The sequence below is a fragment of the Microbacterium sp. SY138 genome (assembly GCF_039729145.1).
GTDB lineage: Bacteria > Actinomycetota > Actinomycetes > Actinomycetales > Microbacteriaceae > Microbacterium > Microbacterium maritypicum_A.
Window position 1 is genome coordinate 3586549 of sequence record NZ_CP155793.1, and the last position, 24837, is coordinate 3611385.

22 protein-coding genes and 1 tRNA gene are annotated in these 24837 nt (G+C 67.6%); 15 read left to right on the forward strand and 8 right to left on the reverse strand.

Going from position 1 to position 24837, the window contains the following annotated elements:
• Positions 1–7: 7 nt before the first annotated feature.
• A complete protein-coding gene (locus ABDC25_RS17320) occupies positions 8–1345 on the reverse strand; it encodes an MFS transporter (protein WP_113681436.1) in 1338 nt (445 codons plus the stop codon).
• 211 nt (positions 1346–1556) lie between these two features.
• Here ABDC25_RS17320 and ABDC25_RS17325 point away from each other — a divergent pair, with 211 nt between their 5' ends.
• The 3 genes from ABDC25_RS17325 to ABDC25_RS17335 all read left to right on the forward strand — a co-directional run bounded on the left by ABDC25_RS17325 (position 1557) and on the right by ABDC25_RS17335 (position 4980).
• Positions 1557–2465, forward strand: a complete 909-nt coding sequence (locus ABDC25_RS17325) for an Lrp/AsnC family transcriptional regulator (protein ID WP_235045260.1) — start codon at positions 1557–1559, stop codon at positions 2463–2465.
• Positions 2466–2620: 155 nt separating this feature from the next.
• Positions 2621–4027 (forward strand): MFS transporter, encoded by a 1407-nt coding sequence (locus ABDC25_RS17330; protein WP_136024655.1) that lies wholly within the window; start codon positions 2621–2623, stop codon positions 4025–4027.
• A 35-nt stretch (positions 4028–4062) separates the two neighbouring features.
• The gene (locus ABDC25_RS17335) at positions 4063–4980 is read left to right on the forward strand and encodes a cation diffusion facilitator family transporter (RefSeq protein WP_021201672.1); all 918 of its coding nucleotides are present in this window, start codon (positions 4063–4065) and stop codon (positions 4978–4980) included.
• A 32-nt stretch (positions 4981–5012) separates the two neighbouring features.
• Here ABDC25_RS17335 and ABDC25_RS17340 read toward each other — a convergent pair whose 3' ends face one another.
• The gene (locus ABDC25_RS17340; RefSeq protein WP_347123855.1) at positions 5013–5654 is read right to left on the reverse strand and encodes a MarR family winged helix-turn-helix transcriptional regulator; all 642 of its coding nucleotides are present in this window, start codon (positions 5652–5654) and stop codon (positions 5013–5015) included.
• 119 nt (positions 5655–5773) lie between these two features.
• Between ABDC25_RS17340 and ABDC25_RS17345 the strand changes: the two genes are divergently transcribed.
• Complete coding sequence (locus tag ABDC25_RS17345; protein WP_347123857.1) at positions 5774–6526, forward strand: hypothetical protein; 753 nt, start codon at positions 5774–5776, stop codon at positions 6524–6526.
• A 61-nt stretch (positions 6527–6587) separates the two neighbouring features.
• Here the strand turns inward: ABDC25_RS17345 and ABDC25_RS17350 are convergent, their stop codons facing one another.
• The gene (locus tag ABDC25_RS17350; RefSeq protein ID WP_021201669.1) at positions 6588–7232 is read right to left on the reverse strand and encodes a TetR/AcrR family transcriptional regulator; all 645 of its coding nucleotides are present in this window, start codon (positions 7230–7232) and stop codon (positions 6588–6590) included.
• Between the two features lie 73 nt (positions 7233–7305).
• On the opposite strand from ABDC25_RS17350, the gene ABDC25_RS17355 reads away from it, so the two are divergent.
• Both ABDC25_RS17355 and ABDC25_RS17360 read left to right on the forward strand, forming a co-directional pair.
• Positions 7306–8262: an alpha/beta hydrolase gene (locus ABDC25_RS17355; RefSeq protein ID WP_021201668.1), complete on the forward strand. Its 957-nt coding sequence runs from the start codon at positions 7306–7308 to the stop codon at positions 8260–8262.
• Complete coding sequence (locus ABDC25_RS17360; RefSeq protein ID WP_347123859.1) at positions 8201–9232, forward strand: FUSC family protein; 1032 nt, start codon at positions 8201–8203, stop codon at positions 9230–9232. Before ABDC25_RS17355 ends, ABDC25_RS17360 begins: the two co-directional genes overlap by 62 nt.
• A 14-nt stretch (positions 9233–9246) precedes the next feature.
• Here the strand turns inward: ABDC25_RS17360 and ABDC25_RS17365 are convergent, their stop codons facing one another.
• The 3 genes from ABDC25_RS17365 to ABDC25_RS17375 are packed head-to-tail and all read right to left on the reverse strand — an operon-like array spanning position 9247 to position 11161.
• Positions 9247–9750 (reverse strand): hypothetical protein, encoded by a 504-nt coding sequence (locus tag ABDC25_RS17365; protein WP_040569863.1) that lies wholly within the window; start codon positions 9748–9750, stop codon positions 9247–9249.
• Position 9751: 1 nt separating this feature from the next.
• The gene (gene dcd, locus ABDC25_RS17370) at positions 9752–10357 is read right to left on the reverse strand and encodes a dCTP deaminase (RefSeq protein ID WP_021201666.1); all 606 of its coding nucleotides are present in this window, start codon (positions 10355–10357) and stop codon (positions 9752–9754) included.
• Positions 10358–10366: 9 nt separating this feature from the next.
• On the reverse strand, positions 10367–11161 hold the full coding sequence (locus ABDC25_RS17375) for an IclR family transcriptional regulator (protein ID WP_021201665.1): 795 nt from the start codon (positions 11159–11161) through the stop codon (positions 10367–10369).
• 124 nt (positions 11162–11285) lie between these two features.
• On the opposite strand from ABDC25_RS17375, the gene ABDC25_RS17380 reads away from it, so the two are divergent.
• The 5 genes from ABDC25_RS17380 to ABDC25_RS17400 all read left to right on the forward strand — a co-directional run bounded on the left by ABDC25_RS17380 (position 11286) and on the right by ABDC25_RS17400 (position 15881).
• Entirely contained in the window at positions 11286–12629 is a 1344-nt protein-coding gene (locus tag ABDC25_RS17380; RefSeq protein ID WP_347123862.1) for an MFS transporter, read from the forward strand.
• Between the two features lie 29 nt (positions 12630–12658).
• Positions 12659–13696 (forward strand): alcohol dehydrogenase catalytic domain-containing protein, encoded by a 1038-nt coding sequence (locus ABDC25_RS17385; protein WP_021201663.1) that lies wholly within the window; start codon positions 12659–12661, stop codon positions 13694–13696.
• Positions 13693–14871 (forward strand): L-rhamnonate dehydratase, encoded by a 1179-nt coding sequence (gene rhmD / locus ABDC25_RS17390; protein WP_021201662.1) that lies wholly within the window; start codon positions 13693–13695, stop codon positions 14869–14871. The genes ABDC25_RS17385 and rhmD overlap by 4 nt, the downstream gene beginning before the upstream one ends.
• Positions 14872–14888: 17 nt before the next feature.
• A complete protein-coding gene (locus tag ABDC25_RS17395) occupies positions 14889–15743 on the forward strand; it encodes a fumarylacetoacetate hydrolase family protein (protein ID WP_021201661.1) in 855 nt (284 codons plus the stop codon).
• A gap of 64 nt (positions 15744–15807) precedes the next feature.
• A tRNA-Gly gene (locus tag ABDC25_RS17400) sits at positions 15808–15881 on the forward strand.
• Between the two features lie 91 nt (positions 15882–15972).
• On the opposite strand, the gene ABDC25_RS17405 is transcribed toward ABDC25_RS17400, so the two are convergent.
• On the reverse strand, positions 15973–17250 hold the full coding sequence (locus tag ABDC25_RS17405; protein ID WP_021201660.1) for an MFS transporter: 1278 nt from the start codon (positions 17248–17250) through the stop codon (positions 15973–15975).
• 119 nt (positions 17251–17369) lie between these two features.
• On the opposite strand from ABDC25_RS17405, the gene ABDC25_RS17410 reads away from it, so the two are divergent.
• From ABDC25_RS17410 to ABDC25_RS17420, 3 genes are all read left to right on the forward strand, one after another.
• Positions 17370–17525 (forward strand): hypothetical protein, encoded by a 156-nt coding sequence (locus ABDC25_RS17410; RefSeq protein ID WP_235045259.1) that lies wholly within the window; start codon positions 17370–17372, stop codon positions 17523–17525.
• A gap of 1023 nt (positions 17526–18548) precedes the next feature.
• The gene (locus ABDC25_RS17415) at positions 18549–20384 is read left to right on the forward strand and encodes an AMP-dependent synthetase/ligase (protein WP_021201658.1); all 1836 of its coding nucleotides are present in this window, start codon (positions 18549–18551) and stop codon (positions 20382–20384) included.
• 17 nt (positions 20385–20401) lie between these two features.
• Complete coding sequence (locus ABDC25_RS17420; RefSeq protein ID WP_021201657.1) at positions 20402–21325, forward strand: DUF1295 domain-containing protein; 924 nt, start codon at positions 20402–20404, stop codon at positions 21323–21325.
• 104 nt (positions 21326–21429) lie between these two features.
• Here ABDC25_RS17420 and ABDC25_RS17425 read toward each other — a convergent pair whose 3' ends face one another.
• Positions 21430–22950, reverse strand: a complete 1521-nt coding sequence (locus ABDC25_RS17425) for an FG-GAP-like repeat-containing protein (protein ID WP_136024662.1) — start codon at positions 22948–22950, stop codon at positions 21430–21432.
• A 313-nt stretch (positions 22951–23263) separates the two neighbouring features.
• Here ABDC25_RS17425 and ABDC25_RS17430 point away from each other — a divergent pair, with 313 nt between their 5' ends.
• Positions 23264–24820, forward strand: a complete 1557-nt coding sequence (locus ABDC25_RS17430) for a serine hydrolase domain-containing protein (protein WP_347123867.1) — start codon at positions 23264–23266, stop codon at positions 24818–24820.
• Positions 24821–24837 lie beyond the last annotated feature (17 nt).

Below are 24837 nucleotides of genomic sequence, written 5' to 3' on the forward strand. Positions count from 1 at the left end.
TGCGCCGTCAGGGCAGGCGGTTCGCCGTCGTGTCCGTGCGTGCGGTGAAGGACGCCGTCACGGGTGCCTCGTCGGAGTGCTGCGGCGCGAGCCGCGTGCAGATCCCGGCGATGAGCGCCATGCCGATGAACATCGCGATCACCGACCAGATGCTGCCGGTCCAGGCGATGAGCTGCGTCGCGAACCAGGGCGAGAAGCCAGCCCAGACAGCCGCGCCCACGCCGTACGACAGCGCGATCGAGGTGTAGCGAGCCTGCGGACGGAACATCTGCGAGAGCAGTGCGGCGATCGGCGCATAGGTCGCGCTCATCGCGATGCGCACCAACGAGGCGAACAGGAAGATGAGCGGCTCGATGCGTCCGGGCAGGATCAGCAGGAACGGCACGAACGTGAGCACCGAGGTGATCAGGCCGATGTACATGACGTTCTTGCGGCCCCACTTGTCGCCCAGCCAGGCGACGGGGAGGGTCACGACGAACTCCACGAAGGAGGCGATCGTCATGGCGTCGAGGATGACCTGTTCACTGATCGCGACCGTGTCGCCGGTGGCGTAGGCCGTGGCGAAGGTGGTGGCCAGGTAGTAGCCGCCGGTCGAGATCGGCAGGATGCCGATGCCGAGCAGGATCGGACGCCAGTTGGTGCGCAGGGCGAAGGCCAGCGGCATCGACTGCTTGCGTCCCTCGACCTTCGCCTCGAAGACCGGCGTCTCCTCGACGCGGTAGCGCACCCAGAAGCCGACGCCGACCAGCACGATCGACAGCAGGAACGGGATGCGCCAGCCTCCGTTGATGATGAAGTCGTCGCCCATGCGGGTCATGATCGCGAAGATGCCCGAGGCGAGAAGGGCACCGGCCGGGTTGCCGAGCTGCGTGAAGCCGCCGTAGAAGGTCTTGGACTTCTCGGGGGCGTGCTCGACGCTCATGAGCACCGCCCCGCCCCACTCGCCGCCGACGGCGAGGCCCTGCACCGCACGGAGCAGGATGAGGAGGATCGGGGCGAGGATGCCGATGTTCTCGTACGTGGGCAGGCAGCCCACGAGCACCGTGGCCGCGCCCATCATCAGCAGCGTGATCACGAGCGACGTGCGCCGGCCGAGCTTGTCGCCGATGTGCCCGAAGATGATGCCACCGAGCGGGCGGACGAGGAAGGCGACAGCGAAGGTCGCGAAGGCTGCTGCGGTCTCGGCCAGTCGGTCGCCGCTCGGGAAGAACAGCGGACCGAAGACGAGCGCCGCGGCGGTCGCGTAGACGTAGAAGTCGTACCACTCGATGGTGGTACCGACGAAGGCGGCGATGCCGGCGCGGCGCGCCCGGCTGTGGGTGCCGCTGGTGGGGGTAGTGGTCATGGGGGGTGCCCGCTCCTTTGCGGAAGATGTCGGATAGCGAAGGATGCTACGGACGTGCAGCGCTGCCAGCAAGGGCAGAACTCCAGCGATAACGGGGATTCACTGGATATATGATCGCGCATCCGCACAATGCACGCCTTCCCGATGGCAAGCCTGCCTCCTACACTGAACTTGCGCACGACGAAGCGTGCGATCGCGGGAAACTGACGAAATGAGCGGAACCATGGATTTCGACGCCGAACTCATCCGCGCACTGCAGGAAGACGGCCGCGCCAGCATCCTCTCGCTCGCGCAACGGCTCGGGCAGTCCCGGGCCGCGGTCGCCGCCCGGCTGCGCACGATGCTCGCCGACCGCACCGTGCGGGTCGTGGCCGCCGTCGACCCGGTCTTCCTCGGCCAGCACGTGCTCGCCCACGTGTCGATCCGCACCGACGGGTCGGTCGAACTCGTGGCCGAGCACCTGCGCGACATGAGCGAGACCGTGCTGGTGTCGGCGGTGGGCGGGGCGCACGACGTGGTCACCGAGGTGCGCGTCGGCTCGATGTCGGAGCTGCACGACCTGTTGGCCCTGATCCGCGCGATCGACGGCGTCCTCGATATCAGCACGATCATCTACTCGACCGTGATCAAGGGCTTCTTCGTCTCGGAGTACCACGGCGGGGTCACGCTCGACACGATCGACGAGGCGCTGATCGAACAGCTGCAGGCCGATGGGCGCAAGAGCTTCCGCGCGCTGGGCGACGAGGTGCGCCTCTCCCCCTCGGCCGTCGCGACAAGGGTGCAGCGGATGATCGACGCCGGGGTGATCAAGATCAGCGCGGTGGAGGCTCGCGGGCTCGCGCACCGGCAGCTGTCGATGGGCGTCGGCATGACGCTCGGCGACGACGACGAAGCCGTGATCGACGAGCTACGACGCGGGCGCGGTGTGGATTTCGCCGCGCGCACCCTCGGCCGTTTCGACGCCGTGGCCACGCTCGTCGAGCCATCGGCCGGAGCCCTGTACGCCAGTCTGGAGCGTCTGCGCGCGCTGCCGGGAGTCACGCGCATCGAGGCCTGGCTGCACCTCGCCGTGCTCAAGGAGGACTACGCCCGCACGTTGCGCCCTCTCCGCACGGACTGAGTCGCATCCCCCACCGTTCCTCCGTTCCGGTCGCAGTTGCTGCCGCCTCCGGCGCGTTCGCGCGGCAGGAGCTGCGACCGGAACGAGCGTGACCCCGGAATATCAGTACGGCGCGCCGTCACCGGGCGTTCACCGGGGACCGCCAGACTTCGAGAATGAGCGAAACCGAGGGGCACGGCGCCGTGCCCGAGCCCGTGGCGACCGCGAACAGCGGCGCCGTGGCCGTCGTCGGCCTCGACCTGCGCGGCGAGACGCCGGCACCGAAGAAGCAGGTCTACTCCTGGGCGCTGTGGGATTGGGCGACGCAGCCCTTCAACACCGTCATCCTGACGTTCATCTTCACGGCGCTGTACCTGACGACCGACGCATTCCTCCCCGCCGACGTCGCCGCCCTCGACCCGAACAGCCGGGCGCACGAGGCGGCCATCGCCGATCTCACCTCAGGCCTGGGACTCGGCTCCACCATCGCGGCCTTCGCGATCCTGCTCCTCGCACCGGTGCTCGGTCAGCGCGCCGACGCGGCGGGACGGCAGAAGCTCTGGCTCGGCATAGGCACGGGCGCGCTCATCCTGTGCATGTTCGGGCTCTGGTTCGTCGAGCCCACCCCCACGCTCTTCTGGCTCGGCGTGGCACTGATCTCGGCCGGCTCGGTGTTCGGCGAGATCGCGGCGGTCAACTCGAATGCCATGCTGATCGGCATCGCGAACCCCAAGACCGTGGGGCGCATCTCGGGACTCGGCTGGGGGTTCGGCTACCTCGGCGGCATCATCGCCCTGGTCATCGTGATCGTCTTCTACATGATGGACTGGTTCGGCCTCCCCTCCGACGGCGGACTGCCGTTCCGCATCATCGCGGTCGGCTGCGCGGTCTGGGCGATCGTGTTCAGCATCCCGATCTTCTTGAACGTGCCGGAGCCCTCCCTCGGCCGCCCCGAGCGCAAGGTCGGCTTCTTCGCCTCCTACGGCCTGCTGGTCAAGGACGTCATCGGCCTCTACCGCTCCCCCGAGACGCGGCCGACGTTCTGGTTCCTGCTCGCGAGCGCCGTGTTCCGCGATGGGTTGGGCGGCGTCTTCGCGTTCGGCGCCGTGATCGGGTCGACGGTCTTCCACTTCGCCTTCCTCGACATCGTGATCTTCGGCATCGCCGCCAACCTCATCGCGGGCATCTCCACGATCATCGCCGGACGCTTCGACGACCGGTTCGGCCCCAAGCGGATCATCCTGCTGTCGCTCGGCTCGATGGTGGTCGCCGGTCTCGGCGTGTTCTTCCTGCGCGACGGCGGGACCATCGTCTTCTGGATCGGCGGACTCATCCTCTGCGCCTTCGTCGGTCCCGCACAGGCCTCCGCCCGCTCCTTCCTCGCGAGGGTCACCCCGGCCGGACGCGAGGGTGAGATCTTCGGGCTGTACGCCACGACCGGTCGGGCCGCGAGCTGGATGGCCTCCGGCGCGTGGACGCTCCTGATCGTGCTCACCGCCCAGACGGCGTTCGGCATCCTCGGCATCGTGATCGTCCTGATCGCGGGCTTCCTGCTCCTGCTGCCGGTGAAAGCGCCGCGCTGACGACCCGTGTCGCGCGGCGGGAGTAGCCTGACCGCGTGACCGTGTTCCTCGCCTTCCTCGCCAACATCCTCGTCGCGGTGGCGAAGACCGTCGCCGCGATCATCACCTCGTCGGCATCGATGGTCGCCGAGGCGGCGCACTCATGGGCGGACGCGGGGAACGAGGTGTTCCTCCTCATCGCCGACCGCCGTGGGGCGAAGGCGAAGGATGCGCGGCATCCGCTCGGCTACGGGCGCAACGCGTTCGTATGGTCGTTGATCGCCGCGTTCGGGATCTTCACGGCCGGATCGATCGTGTCGATCATGCACGGCATCCAGGAGCTCTCCGACACCGGTCCGGTGGAGAGCCCGATGGTGGCCTACATCGTGCTGGGGATCTCGTTCATGCTCGAGGGTGCGTCGTTCACCCAGGCGATGGTGAAGTCCCGCCGACTCGCGAAGGAGCGCGGTTCGTCGACCTGGGACTTCGTGTTGGAGACGAGCGACACCACGCTGCGAGCCGTGTTCTTCGAGGATTCGGCGGCGCTCATCGGCCTGGTCCTGGCAGGAGGCGCCATCCTCCTGCACCAGATCACCGGCGTCGCCGCCTGGGATGCCATCGGCTCGATCCTGGTCGGTGTGCTCCTCGGCGTGGTGGCGATCATCCTCATCCGCCGGAACATCGCGTTCCTCGTGGGCGCGACGGCCGCACCCGAGCTGAGGGCGCGTGTGGGGAAGGCGCTGCTCGGCCTGCCGCAGATCGAGCGGGTGACCTACCTGCACATCGAATACGTGGGGCCGAACCGCCTCTTCATCGTCGCCGAGGTCGACCTGGCCGGCGATGCGCGTGAGCACGATGTGGCGCGGCGACTGCGTGATCTGGAACAGCGGATCGAGGAGCACGAAGCCGTCGAGACCGCTGTGCTGTCGCTGTCGGTCGACGACGAGCCGTCGGCGGAGTTCGCTTCGGCTTAGGCAGACCCCGCAGCGCAGGCCGAGCCCTGCGCTCAGCGCTGCCAGTTGTCGGCGAGCTTGTTCAGCAGTCGGGCGAGCTCGATGCGCTCGTCGTCGGTGAACGAGGTGAGCGCGGTCGTCAGCATCTCGCGACGCTCCCCCCGCATGCCGCGGGCGAGACGTCGGCCCTCGTCGGTCAGGGCGATGCGCGTGCGACGTGCGTCGTCGGGGTCGGCCTCACGGCGCACGAACCCTCGCTCCACGCCCTGCTGCACCAGGCGGGAAGCGCGCGGCTGGTCGACGCCGATCGCCGCACCGAGGTCGCTCACGCTCAGCGGGGCGGATGCCGCGGCCAGCGCCTCCAGCATGCGCATGCGGGCCGGGCCGCCGAGCCGACCGGACGGGTCGGCCATCCACGGAGGCATCCCCGGGTGGCCGCGGTGATGCGCGAAGTGTTCGTGGGGGTCGTCGCCGTCGTGCCCACCGTCACGGTCACCGTGCGGGCCGCCGTGCCAGCCGTGGGGGCCGCCGTGACCGCGACCGCGGCCGTCCGCTCCTCTTCCCCCGGGACCCCGCTCGCCGGGTCGCCGACCACGCAGGCGGGACAACGCCTGCGCGATGGCTTCGGCGGGATCCGGTGCGGCGTCGTTCGGTGCGGCGTCGTTCGGTGCGGCGTCGTTCGATTCGGTGGTCACCATTCGATTTTACATGCGACTTGACATGCATTGAGAGTTCATGTCACACTACATGTACATGCACTGTGACATACACATGCACACTGACATCAAATCGACACCGACAAAAAGGACTTCCCATGAACACCTCTGAATCACAGAACGGGCCCGCACAGGGCCCCGAGAACACCGACCGCCCCTTCGGCTACTGGCTGAAGGCCGCCGACCGCCTCATGGCGGCCGAGTTCGCCACCGCCTTCGACAGCGAGCATGCGAGTCGTCGCGACTGGCGCCTCCTCAACATCGTCGACGGCACCGTCGCATCCGACCGTCCGCTGAGCGGCCACAAGATGCACAGACTCGTCGAGCGCGGCTGGGTCTCCCCCGAGGGAGACGGCTGGACGCTCACCGACGACGGCCGCGCAGCGAAGGAACGCCTCGGCGCCATCGTCGACGAGATCCGCGCGAAGGTCAGCGATGCCGTCTCCCCCGAGGAGATGGCCACCACGCTGGCGTCGCTCGAGAAGATCGCCCGCGCATTCGGATGGGACGAGGAGACCCCTCTCCCCCGCGGACGCCGACACGGCTTCGGCGGCCCGCGCCACGGACGCGGTTTCCCGCGCGGATTCGGACGCCCGTTCGGGCGCGGATTCGGCCCCGGACACGGCTTCGGCGCGGATGCGGATGCCGAGCACGGATGCCGCCACGGCGAGCCCGGCGCCGGTCACCGCGGTCGCGGACACGGACACCCGGGTCACGGCGACCACGGCGACCACGGCGACCACGGCGACCACGGACACCGCGGACACGGTCCGCACCGTGCGGAGCGCATCGCTCAGCACGCGTTCGAGCGCGGATTCGACGCGGGCTTCACCCGCGGTCGCGACGCCTGACCGCGAGAAGAACGTCCGCGAAGCGCCTCACCCGACCCATCGGGTGGGGCGTTTCGCGTCCTCAGAGCTCGAGCAGAGCGATGGCCGACTCGTCGGCACCCGCCGCGCGCAGCCGGGCACGCATCGCCGCGGCGGCGAGCGCATACGGTCGCGCGTCGTCCAACAGCAGTGAGCGCGAGTTGGCCTCTTCGTTCAGGGCGACCAGCTCGAACGCGAGCACCTCGGGGTCGGAGTCGACCTCGCCCGCGTCCGCCGCGTGACGCAGCTGCGCCTCGACATAGCCGTACCAGTCGACCAGCGCCGCGCGTACGGCATCGCTCACCGGTCCGGATTTCGAGTCGACGTCGGCGGCGGTCGCGGCGAAGAAGCACCCGCCGGTGAAGACACGGTCCTTCGAGTACGTCAGCGAGTTGCGCAGCAGCGCGGCGAGTCGGTGCACCCCGCGGGGGTATGCGCGCGCCGGCTCGACGATCCGGGCCGTGAAGATCTCGCGGGCAGCGGCGACCGTCGCCAGCTGCAGTCCCTCTTTGCTCTGAAAGAGTGTGGCGATGCTGCTCTTGCTCGACCCCGAGGCTTCGGCGAGGCGGCCGATCGTCAGCCCGTCGAGGCCCTCGACCGACGCGAGGTCGGTCGCGCTCTGCAGCACGATACGTCGCGACGCATCACCGCGGGCTCTCCGCCCGTCCACGACCGCACTCTCCACCATCCGCCTAGTATACGAACGATCGTTCGCCTAATATACGTATGATCGTTCGTATTGTTCTGGCGAAGGAGCTCTCATGCCGTCCGTTCCCGCGCTGCTCGCCCGCAGCATCCATACCGCCGCCGCGGTCTCGCCCCGGATCGCGGGCGACATCGCCTACCGCCTGTTCTTCACGACGACTCCGCGGATGGCGGTGCGCGAGGCGGATGCCCCCACCCACGCCGACGCGCGCCGCGGAGGAATCACCGTGCGCGGCGTCGACGTCGCCACGTACGAATGGGGCGCCGGGCCACGAACCCTCCTGCTCCTGCACGGATGGCGCGGGCGGGCCTCGCAGTTCGCACCGCTCGTGCGAGAGCTCGTCGCCGAAGGGTTCCGTGTCATCGCGTTCGACGCCCCGGCCCACGGCGCCTCGCCCGGGCGGGGCACCGACATCCGGGACTGGATCGATGCCGCCGAGCAGCTGCAGACCGACCACGGACCGTTCGACGCGATCATCGGACACTCGCTCGGCGCCTTGGCCGCACTGACCATCGCGCGGTCGACCGTTCCCACTCCGGCGGTCGTCGCGATCGCCGGAGCCGCGAGTCCCGACGCCTTCGTCGCCCGGTTCGCCGACGACCTCCGCCTCGACGACGCCACGACGGCGCGCCTCTCCGAGCGGTTCCGTCGGAGGCTCGGCATGGATCGGTCCGAGGTGTCAGCGCGCTATGACGCCGCCCGTCATCCGCTCCCTGCCGGCACCGCACTCCTCGTCGTGCACGACCGTGACGACCGGCGCATGCCCGACCACGATTCCCTCCGGTTGCACGATGTCCACGGCGACCGCTCGCGCCTCGTCCGCACCGAAGGTCTCGGCCACACGCGGGTGCTGTCGGCGGATGCCACGCTCGATGCGGTCGTCGCCCTTGTCACGGGCGCATACCCCCTGACCGCGTCGAAGGATTCCGAGGGCGACGTAGGCTGGATCGGTGGCGGATTCCCGGGGAAGAGTGTGGACCGGCGTTCTGCGCGTCGAACCGCACCGCGGTGACCACCGGGTGGCGCTGCGCGCCGCGGTCAGTGTGGCGGTGCCGCTGCTCGTGCTGTGGATGCTGGGACGCCTCGACCTGAGCATCTACGCGAGCTTCGGGGCCTTCGCCGCGCTCTACGGGCGCCACGACGTGTTCCGTGATCGCATTCGGATGCAGGCCAGCGCGGGTTGTGTGATCCTCGCCTCGATGCTCATCGGTACCGCGCTGTCGGTGCTCACCGCTCCCGCCGCGGTCAGCATCCTCGTCGTCGCGGTCATCGCCTCCGCCGTCACCCTGCTCGCCTACACGATGCGGTGGCATCCGCCGGGGCCGCTGTTCCCGGTGTTCGCGGTCGGGGCGTGCGCCACGATCCCGGCCACCGCCGCCTCGTTCGGCGACGTGCTCGTGGTCGGCGGGCCGAGCGTGCTGTTCGGGCTGGCCATCACCGCGCTGGTCGGCATCTTCACGCGCAGCACCGCGGATGTGGCGCTGAAAGCCCGGCAGCCTGTCGGTCCCATCGCCGGGGAGATGGCGGTGTCGGTCGGCATCGCGATCGTGGGTGCGGGCTTCGCCGGTCTGCTGATCATGGATTCGCACTGGTACTGGGCGGCCGTCGGCGCGGTCGCCGCGGTCAGCGGGCCGCAGCTGAATGCCCGGGTGATCCGCGGCATCCAGCGCCTCGTCGGCACCCTGCTCGGCGTCCTGGTCGCAGCAGGCATCCTCGCCATCGACCTGCCGCCGCTCGCCGTCATCGCCCTCGTGGTCGTGCTGCAGGCCGCCGCCGAACTGTTCGTCGGCCGCAACTACGGCATCGCGATGGTGTTCATCACCCCGCTCGCACTGCTCATGGTGCACCTCGCCGCGCCGACACCGGTCGACATGCTGCTGCAGGACCGCGCGATCGAGACCGTGATCGGCGTGGCTGTGGGCACTCTGGTCGCCGTGGCGTCGGCGGCCCTCCGGCGCCGGCAGCTGCCGAAGCGGGCCTGAACCTCAGGCGACGCCTACGCGATCGACGCGAACGAGATCGATGCCGCGAGATCGACACCGGCGACGTCTGCGCCCGCGAATGGGAAGGTCGTGGTGTTCAGCAGGTATACGCCCACGATGATCGCGGCGACGAAGAGCAAGAACAGGAAGGCGAAGATCACGACAGTGAGCACGCGGTAGCCGCCCGATGTCGGAACCTCCGGGGCGACGGAGGGCAGCGCCCAGTCGTCGGCGACCGCGGCGGGCGGCTCCCCCTCGAGGATGGCCGGAGTCGGACGCGGACGGTCGGAACCACGACGCGTCGCGGGCGGAGGCGGCGGGATCACCGCGTCGGACGCGGATACGTCGGAGGGGATGTCCGCGGGTGGCGGGGTCAGCAGACCCTCCGGGATCGGGATCTCGGGTGGGGGCGGCGGGATGACGACGTCGGCGGGCGGGATCAGCGGCTCGTCCGGGAGGGCGCCCGGCTCGTCCGGGACGACCGGCTCTTCCGGGGGTGTGCCGCTGACATCGCTCATCTCAGCCTCCGACTGCTCCGATGTCGGTCGTGCCGACATCCGTCCGATGGAAGTTCTGGAACGACCGGGAGGCGGTCGGTCCGCGCTGACCCTGGTACCGGTTTCCGTAGGGGCCGGAGCCGTACGGGTTCTCAGCGGGCGAGGTGAGGCGGAAGAAGCAGAGCTGGCCGATCTTCATCCCCGGCCACAGCTTGATGGGAAGGGTCGCGACGTTCGCGAGTTCGAGCGTGACGTGCCCGGTGAACCCCGGGTCGATGAACCCCGCGGTCGAGTGGGTGATGAGCCCGAGGCGCCCGAGGGACGACTTGCCCTCGAGACGTGCCGCGATGTCGTCGGGCAGCGTGACCTGCTCGAACGTCGCCCCGAGCGCGAACTCGCCGGGGTGCAGGATGAACGGCTCGTCGGGGTCGACCTCGATCAGGCGCGTGAGCTCCGGCTGGTCGACCGAAGGATCGATGAACGGATACTTGTGGTTGTCGAACAGCCGGAAGTACCGGTCCAAGCGCACGTCGATGCTCGACGGCTGGATCATCCCGTCTTCGCGCGGTTCGAGGCCGATGCGGCCGGATGCGAGTTCTGCCTTGATGTCGCGGTCGCTGAGAAGCACGGGTTCAGCCTAGTTGCCGGGAGCGAGACCGTGGAGGCGCATCCCGGTTCGAATGCGCAGCACGGTACGTCGAAGAGGTTCCACCATCGAGTGCGGCCATCGTTCGTCAGTGCGACTGGTCGGCATCGTGATGCTCACCGCAGCGGCGACGCCCGTCTCCTCGGGCCACGTCAGCGGCATCGCCACGCATCTGCAGCCCTCGATGAACTCCTCATCATCCACGAAGTAGCCCACATCACGCCCTTTCTCGATGACGGCGAGGATGTCGTCGGGGTCGGTGATCGTCCGGGCCGTGAGCCGCGGGATCGCGACCTGATGCAGGCGGTGGATCACGTCGTCGTCGCCGAGCGTGCTCAGCAGAGCCTTCCCGATGCCGGTTGCGTGCGCATGGAGGCGCATGCCCACACTCGACGCCAGGCGCATGGGGTTCGGCGAAGGACTGATCGCGATATAGACGTTCTCCACGCCGTCCAGCCGCGCCATCTGCACGGTTTCTCCCGTCTCGTCGGTGAGCGCACGCATGAGCGCTGGCCCCGATTCGAGAAGCAGACTGTGCCCGTCGTATCGCTGCCCGATCTGCCAGGCCTTGAGCCCCAGCGAGTACCGCTTGCTCGACACGTCGTATTCGACCCACCCCGCGGCGACCAGCGTGCGGAGCAGCCCATGCGCGCTCGACCGCGGCAATCCCAGTTCAGCGAGGAGCGCAGGGAAGGTCTGACCCTCGGTCGTCGCAAGGTGCTCGATGATCTCCAGAGCCCGACCGGCGGATTTCACGGCAAGGGGGGCCTGCGCGGTGTCCGTCATATCTCCCTCGATGGCTGCGTTGTGTCCGACGCGAACGTGTGCCACACTATCGCGCGTTCAGGTCTGAGACATCTCGTTCATATACGTGAACGCATTGGATTCCCTCGTCAATGGAGATGCCCTGATGTCCACCCCGTCCTCCGTGCGGCCCGAACTGGCCGCCATCGTCCGCAAGGTCACGCTCCGGCTGATCCCGATCCTGCTCCTGATGTACATCCTCGCCTTCCTCGACCGAGCCAACCTCGGATTCGCCAAGGCGGCCTGGCAAGCCGATACCGGGATCTCGGATGCCGCCTACGCCCTCGGCGCCGGCATCTTCTTCCTCGGCTATGCCCTCTTCGAGGTGCCGTCGAACCTCATCATGCGCAAGGTCGGAGCCAAGATCTGGCTCGCTCGCATCATGATCTCCTGGGGCATCGTGTCCTCATTGATGGTGTTCGCCACGAACGAGTGGATCTTCTACGGGCTGCGGGTTCTCCTCGGCATCACCGAGGCCGGGTTCTTCCCCGGTGTCATCCTGTTCCTCACGTATTGGGTACCGCTGCAGTTCCGCGCGCGCGTCAATGGACTCTTCTACTTCGGCGCACCTCTCGCGTTCATCTTCGGTGGACCGCTGTCCGGCATGCTGCTCGACCTGGACGACAAGGTCGGCATCCACGGCTGGCAGCTGATGTTCCTGGTGACCGGCATCCTCACCGTGCTCGTCGGCGTCGTCGCCTTCTTCTACCTCGATAACGGCCCGAAGGACGCGAAGTGGCTGCGTGAAAGCGAGCGCTCGAGCCTGCTGGCCGCCCTCGAGGCAGAGGATTCCGCCAAGGAGAACCACTCGCCACGGGGCGCTCTGCGCGCGCTCGGGAACCCGATCGTGCTCTACTTCGCCGCGATCTACCTGACGATCCAGATGAGCGTCTACGGCGTGACCTTCTACCTGCCCACTCAGATCGCCACGATCGTCGGCAAACCCGTCGGCCTCGAGGTGGGCCTGCTGACAGCCGTGCCATGGACGTTCGCGCTCATCGTCACCTTCATGCTCTCCCGGCTCGCGGACAGCACCGGCCAGCGTCGCCTCATCGCGACGTGCGCACTCGCCGCCGCGGGGGTCGGGATCGTCCTGTCCGCCGTGATCCAGGATCCGCTCATCGCGCTGGCGGCTCTGAGCGTCGGCGCCGCGGGATTCATCTCGGTGCAGCCGGTGTTCTGGACGCTGCCGACCTCGTTCCTCCTCGGAGCTGCCGCGGCGAGCGGCATCGCGCTCATCAACTCGCTCGGCAGTCTCGGCGGCTTCCTCGCGCCGATTCTCAAGAACTGGGCCGACGCCACTTTCGGCGACAACGCAGGACTCATCATCTTGGCCATCATCGCGTTGTCCGGCGCCGCCCTCATCGCCCTGAGCCGGGTCGTGAGCCCCGCCGTTCGCGAGACGGACGGCATCGGACTCACCACAACCACCACAGCCCGCCCACTCTGACCGCGTCCGGCAGAAAAGGAGACACCCTCATGCGCGAGCTCATCCTCACCGAGATCGGACGCCTCGAGGTCCACGAAGCCCCGATCCCGACCCCGGGCCCCGACGAAGTGCTCATCCGCGTGGTGGCGACCGGGATCTGCGGATCCGACGTCCACGGGTACACCGGAGAGAATGGCCGACGCTTTCCCGGCCAGGTGATGGGGCACGAGTCCAGCGGGACGATCGCCGCCACCGGGGCGGAGGTGGACGGTCTCGCCGAGGGCACCCCGGTGACCTTCAATCCGGTCGTCGTTCCGGCCGCGGATGCGGCTGCCTTCGCCGGGCGCGAGCAGCACCATCCCGGCAAGCACGTCATCGGGGTGGCGCGGGACGTCCCCGCTGCGTTCGCGGACTACGTCGTCGTGCCCGGACGCAACGTGGTCGCACTGCCCGATGGTCTGCCGATCGAACTGGGCGCACTGATCGAGCCGCTCGCCGTGGCCGTGCATGCCGTGCGCCGCCTCCCTGCCGGACGCCTCGGCCGGGTGCTCGTTATCGGCGGCGGCCCGATCGGGCAATCGATCGTGATCGCGCTGCGTGATGCGGGCGCGGGGACGGTGTTCGTGAGCGAGATGGACGCCGCTCGCCGCGAGCTCGTCCAGCACCTCGGGGCCGAGACCATAGATCCCGCTGATGGTCCGATCGCCGACCAGCTCCGGGCGCGTGGAGGCCTCGTCGATGCTGCTCTGGACGCGGTGGGAATCACTCCTACGCTGCGTGACGCGTTGACCAGCACGACCCTCGGAGCGCCGATCTGCCTGGTCGGGATGGGCGCCCCGCAGGTGAGCATCGACGCTTTTCTCGTCAGCACCGAGGAGAGATCGCTCATCGGCAGCTTCACGTATGGATCAGATGACTTCACCGACGCCACCGAGATCATCGGCGCCGAACCGGAGGTCTATCGAGCGCTGATCAGCCGCGAGATCGACGTCTCCGCCGCCGACGACGCCTTCACCGCCCTCGCAGCGGGCGACGGCACCCCGGGCAAGGTCCTTGTCCGGTTCGACCGAGAGGAAACGACACGATGACCGGCACTCCCACCATCCGCGAGGTCCGCGCCTACACCGTCCGCGGCGGTGGGGCAGACTACCACGACCAAGAAGCCGACCACTGGATCGACGATCACATCGCGACTCCCATGAGCGTCTACCCGGAGTATCGGCAGTCGCGCCAGAGTTTCGGGCTCAACGTGCTGGGCACCCTGGTGGTAGAGATCGAGGCCAGCGACGGCACGGTCGGGTTCTCTGTGACGACCGCGGGCGAGATCGGCGCATTCATCGTGGAGAAACACCTCGCTCGATTCCTCGAGGGTCGGAAGATCACCGACATCGAACGCATCTGGGATCAGATGTACAAGTCGACCTTGTATTACGGGCGTCGAGGCGTGGTCCTGAACGCGATCAGCGGCGTCGATCTCGCCCTCTACGACCTGCTGGGCCGGGTACGGCAGGTTCCGGTGTTCGAGTTGCTGGGTGGCTCGGTGCGCGACGAGCTCCAGTTCTACGCCACGGGCGCGCGCCCCGATCGTGCGAAGGAGCTCGGGTTCATCGGTGGGAAGATGCCGCTCCACCACGGCCCTGCCGAGGGCGAGGAAGGGATGCGGAAGAACATCGCTCTGCTGGCCGAGATGCGGGAGAGGGTCGGCGATGACTTCTGGCTGATGTACGACTGCTGGATGTCGCTCGACGTCGACTACGCGACGCGCCTCGCCCATGCCGCTGCCGACTACGGCCTCAAATGGATCGAGGAGGCGCTCATCCCCGACGACTATTGGGGATACGCAGAACTGCGCAAGCGGGCACCGGCGTCGATGTTGATCACGACCGGCGAACACGAGGCCACTCGCTGGGGGTTCCGACAGCTGCTCGAGACCGGCGTCGATCTGATCCAGCCCGACGTGGGATGGTGCGGCGGCATCACCGAGCTACTGAAGATCTCCGCCCTCGCCGACGCCCACGGCACCATGGTCGTTCCACACGGCTCATCCGTGTACTCGTACCACTTCGTCGTGACGCGGACGAACAGCCCATTCGCCGAGTTCCTCATGATGCATCCGACCGCCGAGGAGATCGTCCCGATGTTCTCTCCGATGCTCGTCGGCGAGCCCGTTCCGGTGAAGGGCCGGCTCAAGGTTCCGGAGACTCCCGGCTTCGGTGTCGAGCTCTCCGACACGATCGACAAGCACCGCCCCTACACACACTGAACCTGGAGACACGACACATGGAATTCCTCCGACTCGGGGCGGCCGGCGCCGAACGACCCGCCGTGCGCCAGGACGGCCGCGTCCACGATCTCACCGTCCTTACTGTAGACATCGATGGCGCCTTCCTCGCTCGCGACGGGATAGCCCGTACCCGTGAAGCCCTCGCTGCCGGCGCTCTCCCCGAACTCGACGGTGCTGCGGCGCTGCGGGTCGGCCCACCGATCGCCCGTCCGATGGCGGTGCTGTGCATCGGGCAGAACTATGCCGCTCATGCGGCCGAGTCGGGCGATGCTCCGCCTGTCGTGCCGATCCTCTTCCACAAGCACCCCAACACGATCATCGGAGCATTCGACGACGTGATGATTCCGCCCGGCGCGGAGAAGGTGGACTGGGAGGTGGAACTCGGTGTGGTGATCGGCACCCGGGCGCGATACCTCGAGAGCCCGGAACAGGCACTCGCACACGTGGCCGGATACGTCGTCTCGCACGATGTCTCCGAACGCGCGTTCCAGGTCGAGCAGTCCGGCGGGCAGTGGTCGAAGGGAAAGAACGCGGAGACCTTCAATCCGCTCGGCCCGGCTCTCGTGCCCGCAGACGAGGTCGACCCGCAGGCACTGCGACTCTGGTCGACCGTGAACGGCGAACCCCGTCAGGACTCGAACACCGCAGACATGATCTTCACCGTGGCGCAGATCGTGCACCACTTGTCGCAGTACCTCGTGCTCGAACCGGGCGACTTGATCAATACGGGCACGCCACAGGGCGTCGCGCTGTCGGGCCGCTACCCATACCTCCGCTCCGGGGACGTCGTCGAGATCGGCATCGAAGCGCTCGGGCGACAGCGGCAGCGCCTGGTCGACACGCGACTCTGAGCCGGGCTTTGGCCAACGCCCGAGACACAGGTAGGCTTGCCCTCACCTGCTCTCGGGCGGGTACGGGGCTGTAGTTCAATGGTAGAACTTCTGCTTCCCAAGCAGACAGCGCGGGTTCGATTCCCGTCAGCCCCTCCACACAGCTATCCCCCGTTTCGCGGTGCTTTCGACCGCCACATTCTCGCGACTCCGTGGCGCCTTTGGCGTGTTCCGTGCCAGAGACGTGCACTCAGTCCGTTCCCTTGGTAGCCGAAGACGCTGGATTCTCGACCTGACCAGGATTCGGCACCGGCACGACAGTTCGTATAGGGCTACAGACGAACACGATCGCAAACGCTATGTATCCGACGGCGAGCACGACCAACGCGCTGCGTGTGCCCAGGAGCTCGGCCATCGCACCGCCCAAGACGGCTCCGACCGGGATCGTCGCAGCGTTCAACACTTGAGAGACGGAGCTGACTCTCCCCTGGAGATGCGGCGGCGTGAAATGTAGCCGGAGCGTCATGAGCGCCACGCCGCCGAGCGCGATTCCGAAGCTCACCGTGAACACACCGACAGCGAACAGCGCGACGGACGAGCCCGATTGCGTCGCAGGCAACAGCAACGACGAGGGAGCGGTGAAGACGAACGCAAAGGTCGCCACCTTGCCGAGCCCATAGCGGCTGATGAGTCTCCCACTGACGAGCGCCGCAGTCAGCCCGCCGACACCGCCCGCGGTAAGGACGAATCCGATGGTGTCCGAAGCGACACCAAGGTCTCGCGAGAGGTACAGGATATCTAGTGCACCGCTGGCGGAGAGAAGCAGGTTGGCGGTCGCGGCGCCCATAGTGATCCACATCAGAATTCGGCTTGAGCGCAGGGCTCCCAACCCCTCGCCGATCTCAATCGTGAGTCGCCGTCGGGGTGGCGGCGGCGGAGCGGCCTGACCGACGATCGTCAGGAGCGCCACAGCGCAGATGAGAAAGCAACCCGCGGTGATGAACAGCGTGTTGGAGGCGCCGATCAGCGCGACCAGGAGACCACCAACGGCCGGCCCTACTACCCGGGCCGCCGAGCGCCCCGCCTGCATCGACCCCGTCGCCGATGCATAGTCGTTCGACGGAACAACCTGGCGCAGATACGGCGTGAAGGCTGATTGGGACATCGCGGTGAACACTCCCGTCGTGAAGGCAAGCGCCAACAGCACGGGGAGCGTCAGCAGCTCGAGCTGCGCTGCCACAGGGACGGCGCTGAGGCTCGCCACCCGACCAAAGTTCGCCGTTACGAGGATCATGCGGCAGCGTTGCTGGCTTCGATCGACCAGGGCGCCCAGAAGGAGGCCGAGGATCGCAGCAGGCAACCACTGGAGCGCTTCGAGCAGTCCGACGACGAATGCGGACGCCTGCAGCTGCTCGATCGCGATCAGCGGCAGCGCAACGACAGCGACCATCGTGCCTGCCGCACTGACAGTTTCTGCGACGAGGAACGTGGTGAACGGCTTACCGAGCGTGCGGAACCCCGTGGTCATCCGGCGTTCCGCTCAGAGCTGTGGGGTGTGTGTTCACCGGTGACCTGGCCGTTGCGACGCTTATGCCATTCACGGATTTGCGCGTCACTGTCTTCGCTCGAGAATGAGACGAAGTCGCTGTGAAGCGACCCCGTGCTTTGGCCGATTCGGTCACGGATCACGGCTTCCGGCACGCCGCCCGCTACCAGATCGGCAACGTGCGCGCGCCGGAGATCGGTGAGGTGAACGTCAACCCCCGCCGTGGCGCAGTACTGCGCCCACCGATGCTGAACTGATTGGTAGCGCAACGGCGTGTCACGGCCCGACGCGGTGAATAGGGGGCCCGAGGACACTGCCAGAAAGCGCAAGTGATTGGTCAGCCTCAGCAGAACGTCTCGATTGTCCACGAGCACACGCCTGCGTTTGCCGCCCCACCCTGTCACGTAAAGGGATGCGGATGCTTCCTCAAAGTCCTGCACCTGCAGAGCTAACACTTCACCAGGCCGGAGTCCGAGGTGAGCAAGCAATCCGAACACCAACTGGTCTCGGTCTGCATAGTGAGGCATCGCTGCGAACACGGCATCGATCTCCGTCCTGAGGTTCCGGGAGGAGCGACGCGGCGGCTCTTCGGCGCGCGCCCGTTCGCGGCCTCCATGAGGAGGCAGGAGGTCCGCTCGCCCGCAATCGCGGAGAAGCCCTCGCAAAGCGGACAGTCGCCGTGCACGTGTGGCGATGGCTTGAGCCGTCGGCCAGGCCAGATACTCGCTCACCACGTCACCATCGATCCCGCCTCCGTGCTCGGCGGCAATTCTGACCAAGACCCTTAGGTCTGTCTCATAGCCACGTATCGTGCTCGGCCGGCGCCCCACACGGCGCAGTTCCTCCATGTACGAACTAAGCGCTTCTTCCGCCTCCATACTGCGACAATATCGATTGACACAGTTTTTTGGGAAGGCGACCTTCGATGGTCAAGGCCGACCGGCCCTCGGTGACGGGCGGAACGATCGAGGTCTTGGCTCGAAGGAGTCTCGATGCGCGAAGGACTTCGCTACCGAGGAGATGACCCTCCGCGTCGAAGTCGAGGATGATCTCGCCCTCTCCGCGCGGGGGCACGGATGCGGACGCACTGCGCACAGTTCTGACGACATGCTGTCTTCCGCACCACGTTGTCTTCCGCACCACGCTGTCCTCCGCACCGCGCTGTCCTCCGACGCGAGCCTTCAGATCATCCCATCCGAATCACCATCGGTTCCGAACAACGGTCGATGGGCGATATTCGTGCGCCCTCCGCACCGTATGCACGACCGAGAGAAGGCCCGATGATCGAATCGACGACACCGCCACTCGCCGCGCTCGACGGCTACCGCAACGTCACCGACCTGCTCGTGGCGCGCGCCGCCTCGGCTCCGGATCACGTCGCCTTCGAGGTCGAGGACGCGCGCTCCGGGTCGTGGCGGCCGATCACGACGCGCGCCTTCGAAGCCGAGGTGCGCGTGCTGGCGAAGGGCTTCATGGCCCAGGGCATCCGGGCGGGCGACCCGATCGCGATCATGGCGCCGACGCGCTACGAATGGGCCGTCGCCGACCTCGCCGCCTGGTTCGCCGGCGCCGTCGTCGTGCCGATCTACGACACGTCGTCGCCATCGCAGGTGGATGCCATCGTCGCCGATGCCGGTGTGCGCCTGGCGATCGGCGGCACCGCCGAGCACGCGGCACTCCTGCAGGACGCACTGGCGGTGTCGGACTCCGACACGATCGGGGCCTGGACGATGGATGCCGGGACATCCGCCGCCCTCACCGCGCTGGTCGCGAGCGGCAGCGGCGTCACCGATGAGGAGCTCGAGGCCCGCAGGACGACCGCCACTCAGGACGACCCCGCGACGATCGTCTACACCTCGGGCACCACGGGCGAGCCCAAGGGCGTGGTCCTCACCCATCGGAACTTCCTCGGTCAGGTGCTGAACATCGCCGCGGCGTACAGCGAGATCGTGAACGAAGACGGCAACACCGTCATCTTCCTCCCGCTCGCCCACGTGCTGGCACGCGGACTCCAGCTGATCTGCCTGGCCAGCGGCATGCGCATCGCGCACCTCTCCGACCCCTCGACGGTCGTCGCCACCCTCGACGCGCTGCGCCCGACGTTCCTGGTCGTCGTGCCGCGAGTGCTGCAGAAGATCCAGGCGGCCGCCGCGGGCAAGGCCGCCGACAAAGGACTGGCGGGAGTCTGGGCGAAGGCCGAGTCGACGGCGATCGCCTGGGGTCGCCGCGCCGAGCGGGTCGATGCCGGCAGACGCGTCGCGAGGGACCGCGGCCTCCACGTGCGTCACCGCCTCTTCGACGCCCTCTTCTACCGGCGTCTGCGTGCCGTGATGGGCGGGCGCGTCGGCTACATCCTCTCGGGCGGAGCGGCCCTCGACACCGACCTCTCGCTCTTCTTCCGCGGCATCGGGGTCCCCGTGATCGAGGGCTACGGCCTCACCGAGACCACTGCACCGCTCACCGGCAACCTGCCGGGGCGTATCGCCTCGGGCAGCGTCGGCGCGCCCCTCCCCGGACTCACGGTGCGCATCAGCGACGAGGGCGAGGTGCTCGCTCGCGGCATCGGCGTGTTCGACGGCTACCGCAACCCGGCTCACGACGACGGCGCCTTCGTCGACGGCTTCTTCCGCACCGGCGACCTCGGTCGTCTCGATGCGCAGGGCCGGCTGATCCTCGAAGGGCGACTCAAAGACGTGATCGTGACCTCGAACGGCAAGACGATCGTGCCGACCCGCTGGGAGAGCGCGGTCGAAGCTCATCCACTCGTCTCGCATGCGGTGATGGTCGGCGAGGGGAAGCCGTACCTCTCGGCGCTGCTCGTGCTCGACCCGGAACAGGCCGGCGCCTGGGCCGAAGCGCAGGGCAGCCGCATCCCGTCGACCAGCACGACCAGCCCGACCGACATCCGCACGGTGGACGACGCGGCCCTGCACGCTCACCTGCAGCGCGCCGTCGACGCCGCCAACGCACTCGTGGCGCGTAGCGAGCAGGTGCGCCGGTTCAGCGTGGTCTTCGCCGACCTCGACGACCGCGGGCTCGTCACACCCACCATGAAGCTCAAGCGGAGCGTCGTGCTGGATCGCGCGGCCGTCACCGTCGAAGACCTGTACCTCTGAGAAACAGAAAGCACACCATGTCCTCCCCCACGCCCTCCGACGCCAAGTCATCCCGCTCCTCGGTCATCGCGATCCTCGCGGCCCTCGTGATCGGCACGCTCGTCGCGGTCGCCGGCAGCCAGAACGGCGCGACGATCGGCGGCATCCCACTGTTCGCCTTGGCCGTCGCCGCCGCGTTCGCGATCCAGGTCATCGCGTTCATCCCGGCGATGCTCCTGCAGACCGAGCGATTCTTCGACCTCACCGGCAGCCTTACCTTCTTCGCGATCTCTGCGGCGCTGGTCCTGCTGGCGCCACAGCCCGACGCGCGCAGCTGGATCCTCGCGGGGATGGTGATGCTGTGGGCGGTGCGCCTCGGATCCTTCCTGGCCCTGCGCGTGCACAAGGCCGGCTCGGACGGACGCTTCGACCAGATCAAGGGCTCCCCATTGCGGTTCCTGCAGGTGTGGATCATCCAGGGCGCGTGGGTGTCGCTGACCGCGGCCGCGGCATGGATCACGATCAGTGCGGACTCCGCCACCCGCGCACCCATCGGATGGCTGACCGTCGTCGGGATCGTCGTGTGGGTTCTCGGCATGGTGGTCGAGATCGTCGCCGACGCGCAGAAGTCGGCATTCCGTGCAGACCCGCGCAACCGGGACGAGTTCATCCGCACGGGACTGTGGTCGCGGTCGCGCCACCCGAACTACTTCGGCGAGATCGTGATCTGGGTGGGCGTGTTCCTCACCGCCGCCCCCGTGCTCGTCGGGTGGCAGTGGATCGCGCTGCTCTCGCCGCTGTTCGTGATCCTGCTGCTCACCCGGGTCAGCGGCATCCCGCTGCTGGAAGCGCGCGCCGAGAAGAAGTGGGGCGATCGCGCCGACTACATCGCCTACCGCGAGAACACGCCGGTGTTGATCCCGAAGCTCACGCGGGGCGCGGTGCAGGAGACGGCGGCGTAGGAGCTACGGACGGGCGGGCGGAGGACGCAAGCGACTTGACGTGGGAGCCGAGCACAGCACGCGAGCCCCTGACCGCAATCCGCGCGGTCAGGGGCTCGCCTGGGTCAGCGAACCACGAGCAGGTTATGGTCAACCGAGGCAGAGTTGATTGCTTGCCACGACGACGCTGCGCCGCTCGACATCCACCACTGTCCGACACCAATGTTGGGCCAGAAGACATCTGCCTTTCCATCACCCGTGAGGTCGGCAAGCTGAAGCTGTTCGCCCGGGACGTTGGCGCTCGTCAGGAGCGACCACGCGGTGGTGCCGCCGTAGGACACCTGCCAGTTTCCGGTGGCCGGATTCGGAAGCAGGACGTCATCCTTACCATCGCCATCGATGTCGCCGAACTTCAGAAGTGCGGCGCTAATGCCGGCAGTGTTGATGATCTGCCAGCTGCTCGCCCCACTCTCGGAGAGCCACCATTGTCCGTTCGGGTGGGCATAGAAGACATCGTCCTTGCCATCGCCGGTGAGATCAGCGATACGCAGGCTCGTTGCCGGAACCGACGTCGCCGTGATCGTCCAGGCGGAGTTTCCCCCGTAGGAGATCCACCATTGGTTCGTTCCCGCGTTCGCCCAGAACACGTCCGCTTTACCGTCGCCGTTGAAGTCACCCAGCTGCAGTTCGTGCCCGGGGATACCGTTTGCGGCCGAGAGGAGCGCCCACGCGGTGGTTCCCCCATAGGAGACATACCAGTTGCCCGTCGCTGGATCCGGCCAGAAGACGTCAGACTTTCCATCACCATCGAAGTCAGCGAACTGCAACACGCCCGGCGCTACCCCTCCCGTATTGATTGCGTTCCACGCGCTCGTTCCGTTCTCCGAGACCCACCACTGTCCGTTCGGGTGCGAGAAGAACACATCGGCGATACCGTCGCCCGTGAAATCGGTGTTGTTCGCAGATCGCGGAATGGGGCAGCCCTCGTAGAAGCTGACCCCCGGCGACGCCGGGCAGACGTCGATCACGTTGGGGATTCCATCGCCATCCGTGTCAACGGGCGGCGCCACCGCACCCCCTAGGCCCGGGAAGGTGCCCGGCATCCAGGTACCTCGCGTGACGTTCGACAGACATGTGAAGCTGTCATTGATCTGACCATAGAGCGCACCGTTCCGATAGACCTCGAAGTGCAGGTGGAGGGCCGGCGAGTTCCCGGTATTTCCCACGACCCCGATCGGAGTTCCTTGAGAGACGGGCGTACCCACCGCGAAGGGCGTCGCGGAAGCCATATGCGCGTAGCGCGTGACATAGCCCCCCGCGTGCTGAACTTCGACGAGGTTGCCGTAACTGCCACCCGAACTCTTGGACTTGATGGTGCCGTCCGCGGCAGCCACGATCGGGGTGCCACCTTGGCCCGAGATATCGATGCCGTCGTGCTTGCGGTAGTTGCCTCGGCAACCATCGCCCACCTTCGACTGAATGTTCCCGGACGCCGGGTAGACCATGGAGTCCGAAGGCGCAGCCGACGCCGCTTCGGGAGCAGCGGCCTGCGGATAGACGAGCGCGACCGCGACGACGAGCGCAACGAATCCGGCGCGCACCTTCCGCCCTCCTGCGATACGAGCCATTGACGATTTTGAGTTCATGCGTAAACCATAGGGAACTCATACCTTGCCCCGCTGTCCCCTCTTCGGCCTACAGACGCGCGCCCGGATGCATCGATAGTGTGAGAGACCCTCCTTTCGTGAGGATGAGCGCCTACTCATCGCGGCCGCTCGGACCCACCTATCGGACCGAAAAGTCGTCCGCGCGTCGACTTCGTCTGCCCGCACACATCGGGCCCCGACACTCGGTGCCCGCGGACATGACTTCGCCCGCCCGGCACGAGAGTGTGGAGACGAACCGGCGTTCTGCTTGAGAGCACCCGCCGCGAGAGCACGCCCGAACAAAGGAGTCTCCATGTCCAGCGAAACCCTGGTCGTGCCGCTCGTCGACCAGCTCGACGCATTCTTCGGTCAGTACACGGCTGCGGGTCAGTCGCCGGGGCTCGTGTACGGACTCGTCGGCACCGACGGGCTGGAGCACACCCGGGGGTTCGGGACCGCCGACGACGACGGCACCGCCCCTGACGCCGACACGATCTTCCCGATCGCCTCGATGACCAAGAGCTTCGTCGCACTCGGCGCCCTGCTCGCCCGAGACCGCGGGCTCCTCGACCTGGAAGCCCCCATCACCGACTTCTATCCGGAGTGGCACGGCACGGTGGGTGACGAACCGGCTGCCGCCCCGACCCTGCGGCAGCTGCTCAGCATGGGCGGCGGACTCACCGAGGACAACTCGTGGGTCGACCCGTTCCTGGGCCTCTCCGAGGCGGAGCTGGTCGAACGGATCAGACCCGGCTTCAACTACAGCACCCATCCGGGAAGCGCCTTCGAGTACTCGAACATCGGCTTCACGATGGCCGGTCTCGCCGTAGGCAAAGCCGTGAGCCGACGCGTGGAGGACTGGGTCACCGACGAGATCCTGCATCCGCTCGGGATGAACAGCACCTGGTTCGACAACCGCGCACCGGAAGAGGGATTCCGCCGAGCGGTCGGCTACTCGCTGAACACCGACGGCGACTGGGTGGGGTTCCCTCCCGCCGTGTCCGATGCCATGGCCGCAGCCGGCGGCATGCAGTCGACGATCAACGACCTCAGCATCTGGGTGCGCTTCCTCGCCGCCGCCACACAGCCCGCGTCGACACCCGCGGGCAGTGACGATGCCGTCGTCAGCCGGGCGTCACGGCGCGAACTGCAGCGCATCCATCAGGTCGACATCCCGTCGCTCCAGGCACGCCCCGAAGGCACCTGGAAGTTCGTCACCGGGGGCTACGCGCTCGGACTCTTCGTGCACGAAGACCTGCACCGCGGACGCATCGTCACGCACAGCGGCGGACTTCCGGGATTCATCCTGAACATGGTGTGGCACGCGGGATCCGGGAAGGGCGTCGTCGTGTTCACCAACAGCCACCGGAGCAACCCGGTCGCCCTGTCGGAGGACGCCCTGTTCCGCGCCCTCGCCTTCCACGACACCCCCGCCCGCACCGTGCAGCCGTGGCCGGAGACGCATCGGCTGATGTCCGCCGCCGACGAGCTGATCCGCTCCTGGGACGACGGTACGGCCGCCGCGATCTTCGCCGACAACATCGACTTCGACCGCCCGCTCCCCCAGCGCCGAGCTGCGATCGACGAGCTCATCGCCCAGGTGGGCCCGCTGCTCCGCGACCGCGGCGCGCCCGAGGTCGTCTCCGCGGCGACCCCGGCAGACATCACCTGGTCGATCCCCGCCGAACGCGGCGAGCTGATCTGCATGATCCACCTCACCCCGGTGCGCCCCGCACAGATCCAGGAGTTCGAGGTGATCGCCGTGGAGCGGAGCGTTCCGCGTGCCGCACGACCGACCGACATCTCCGCCCGGCGCCGCGCCTACGCCCGACCGACCGTGAGCTCGCTGCCGAACACGCGCGTGCTCTGAGCCGCGGCCGCGTTCCC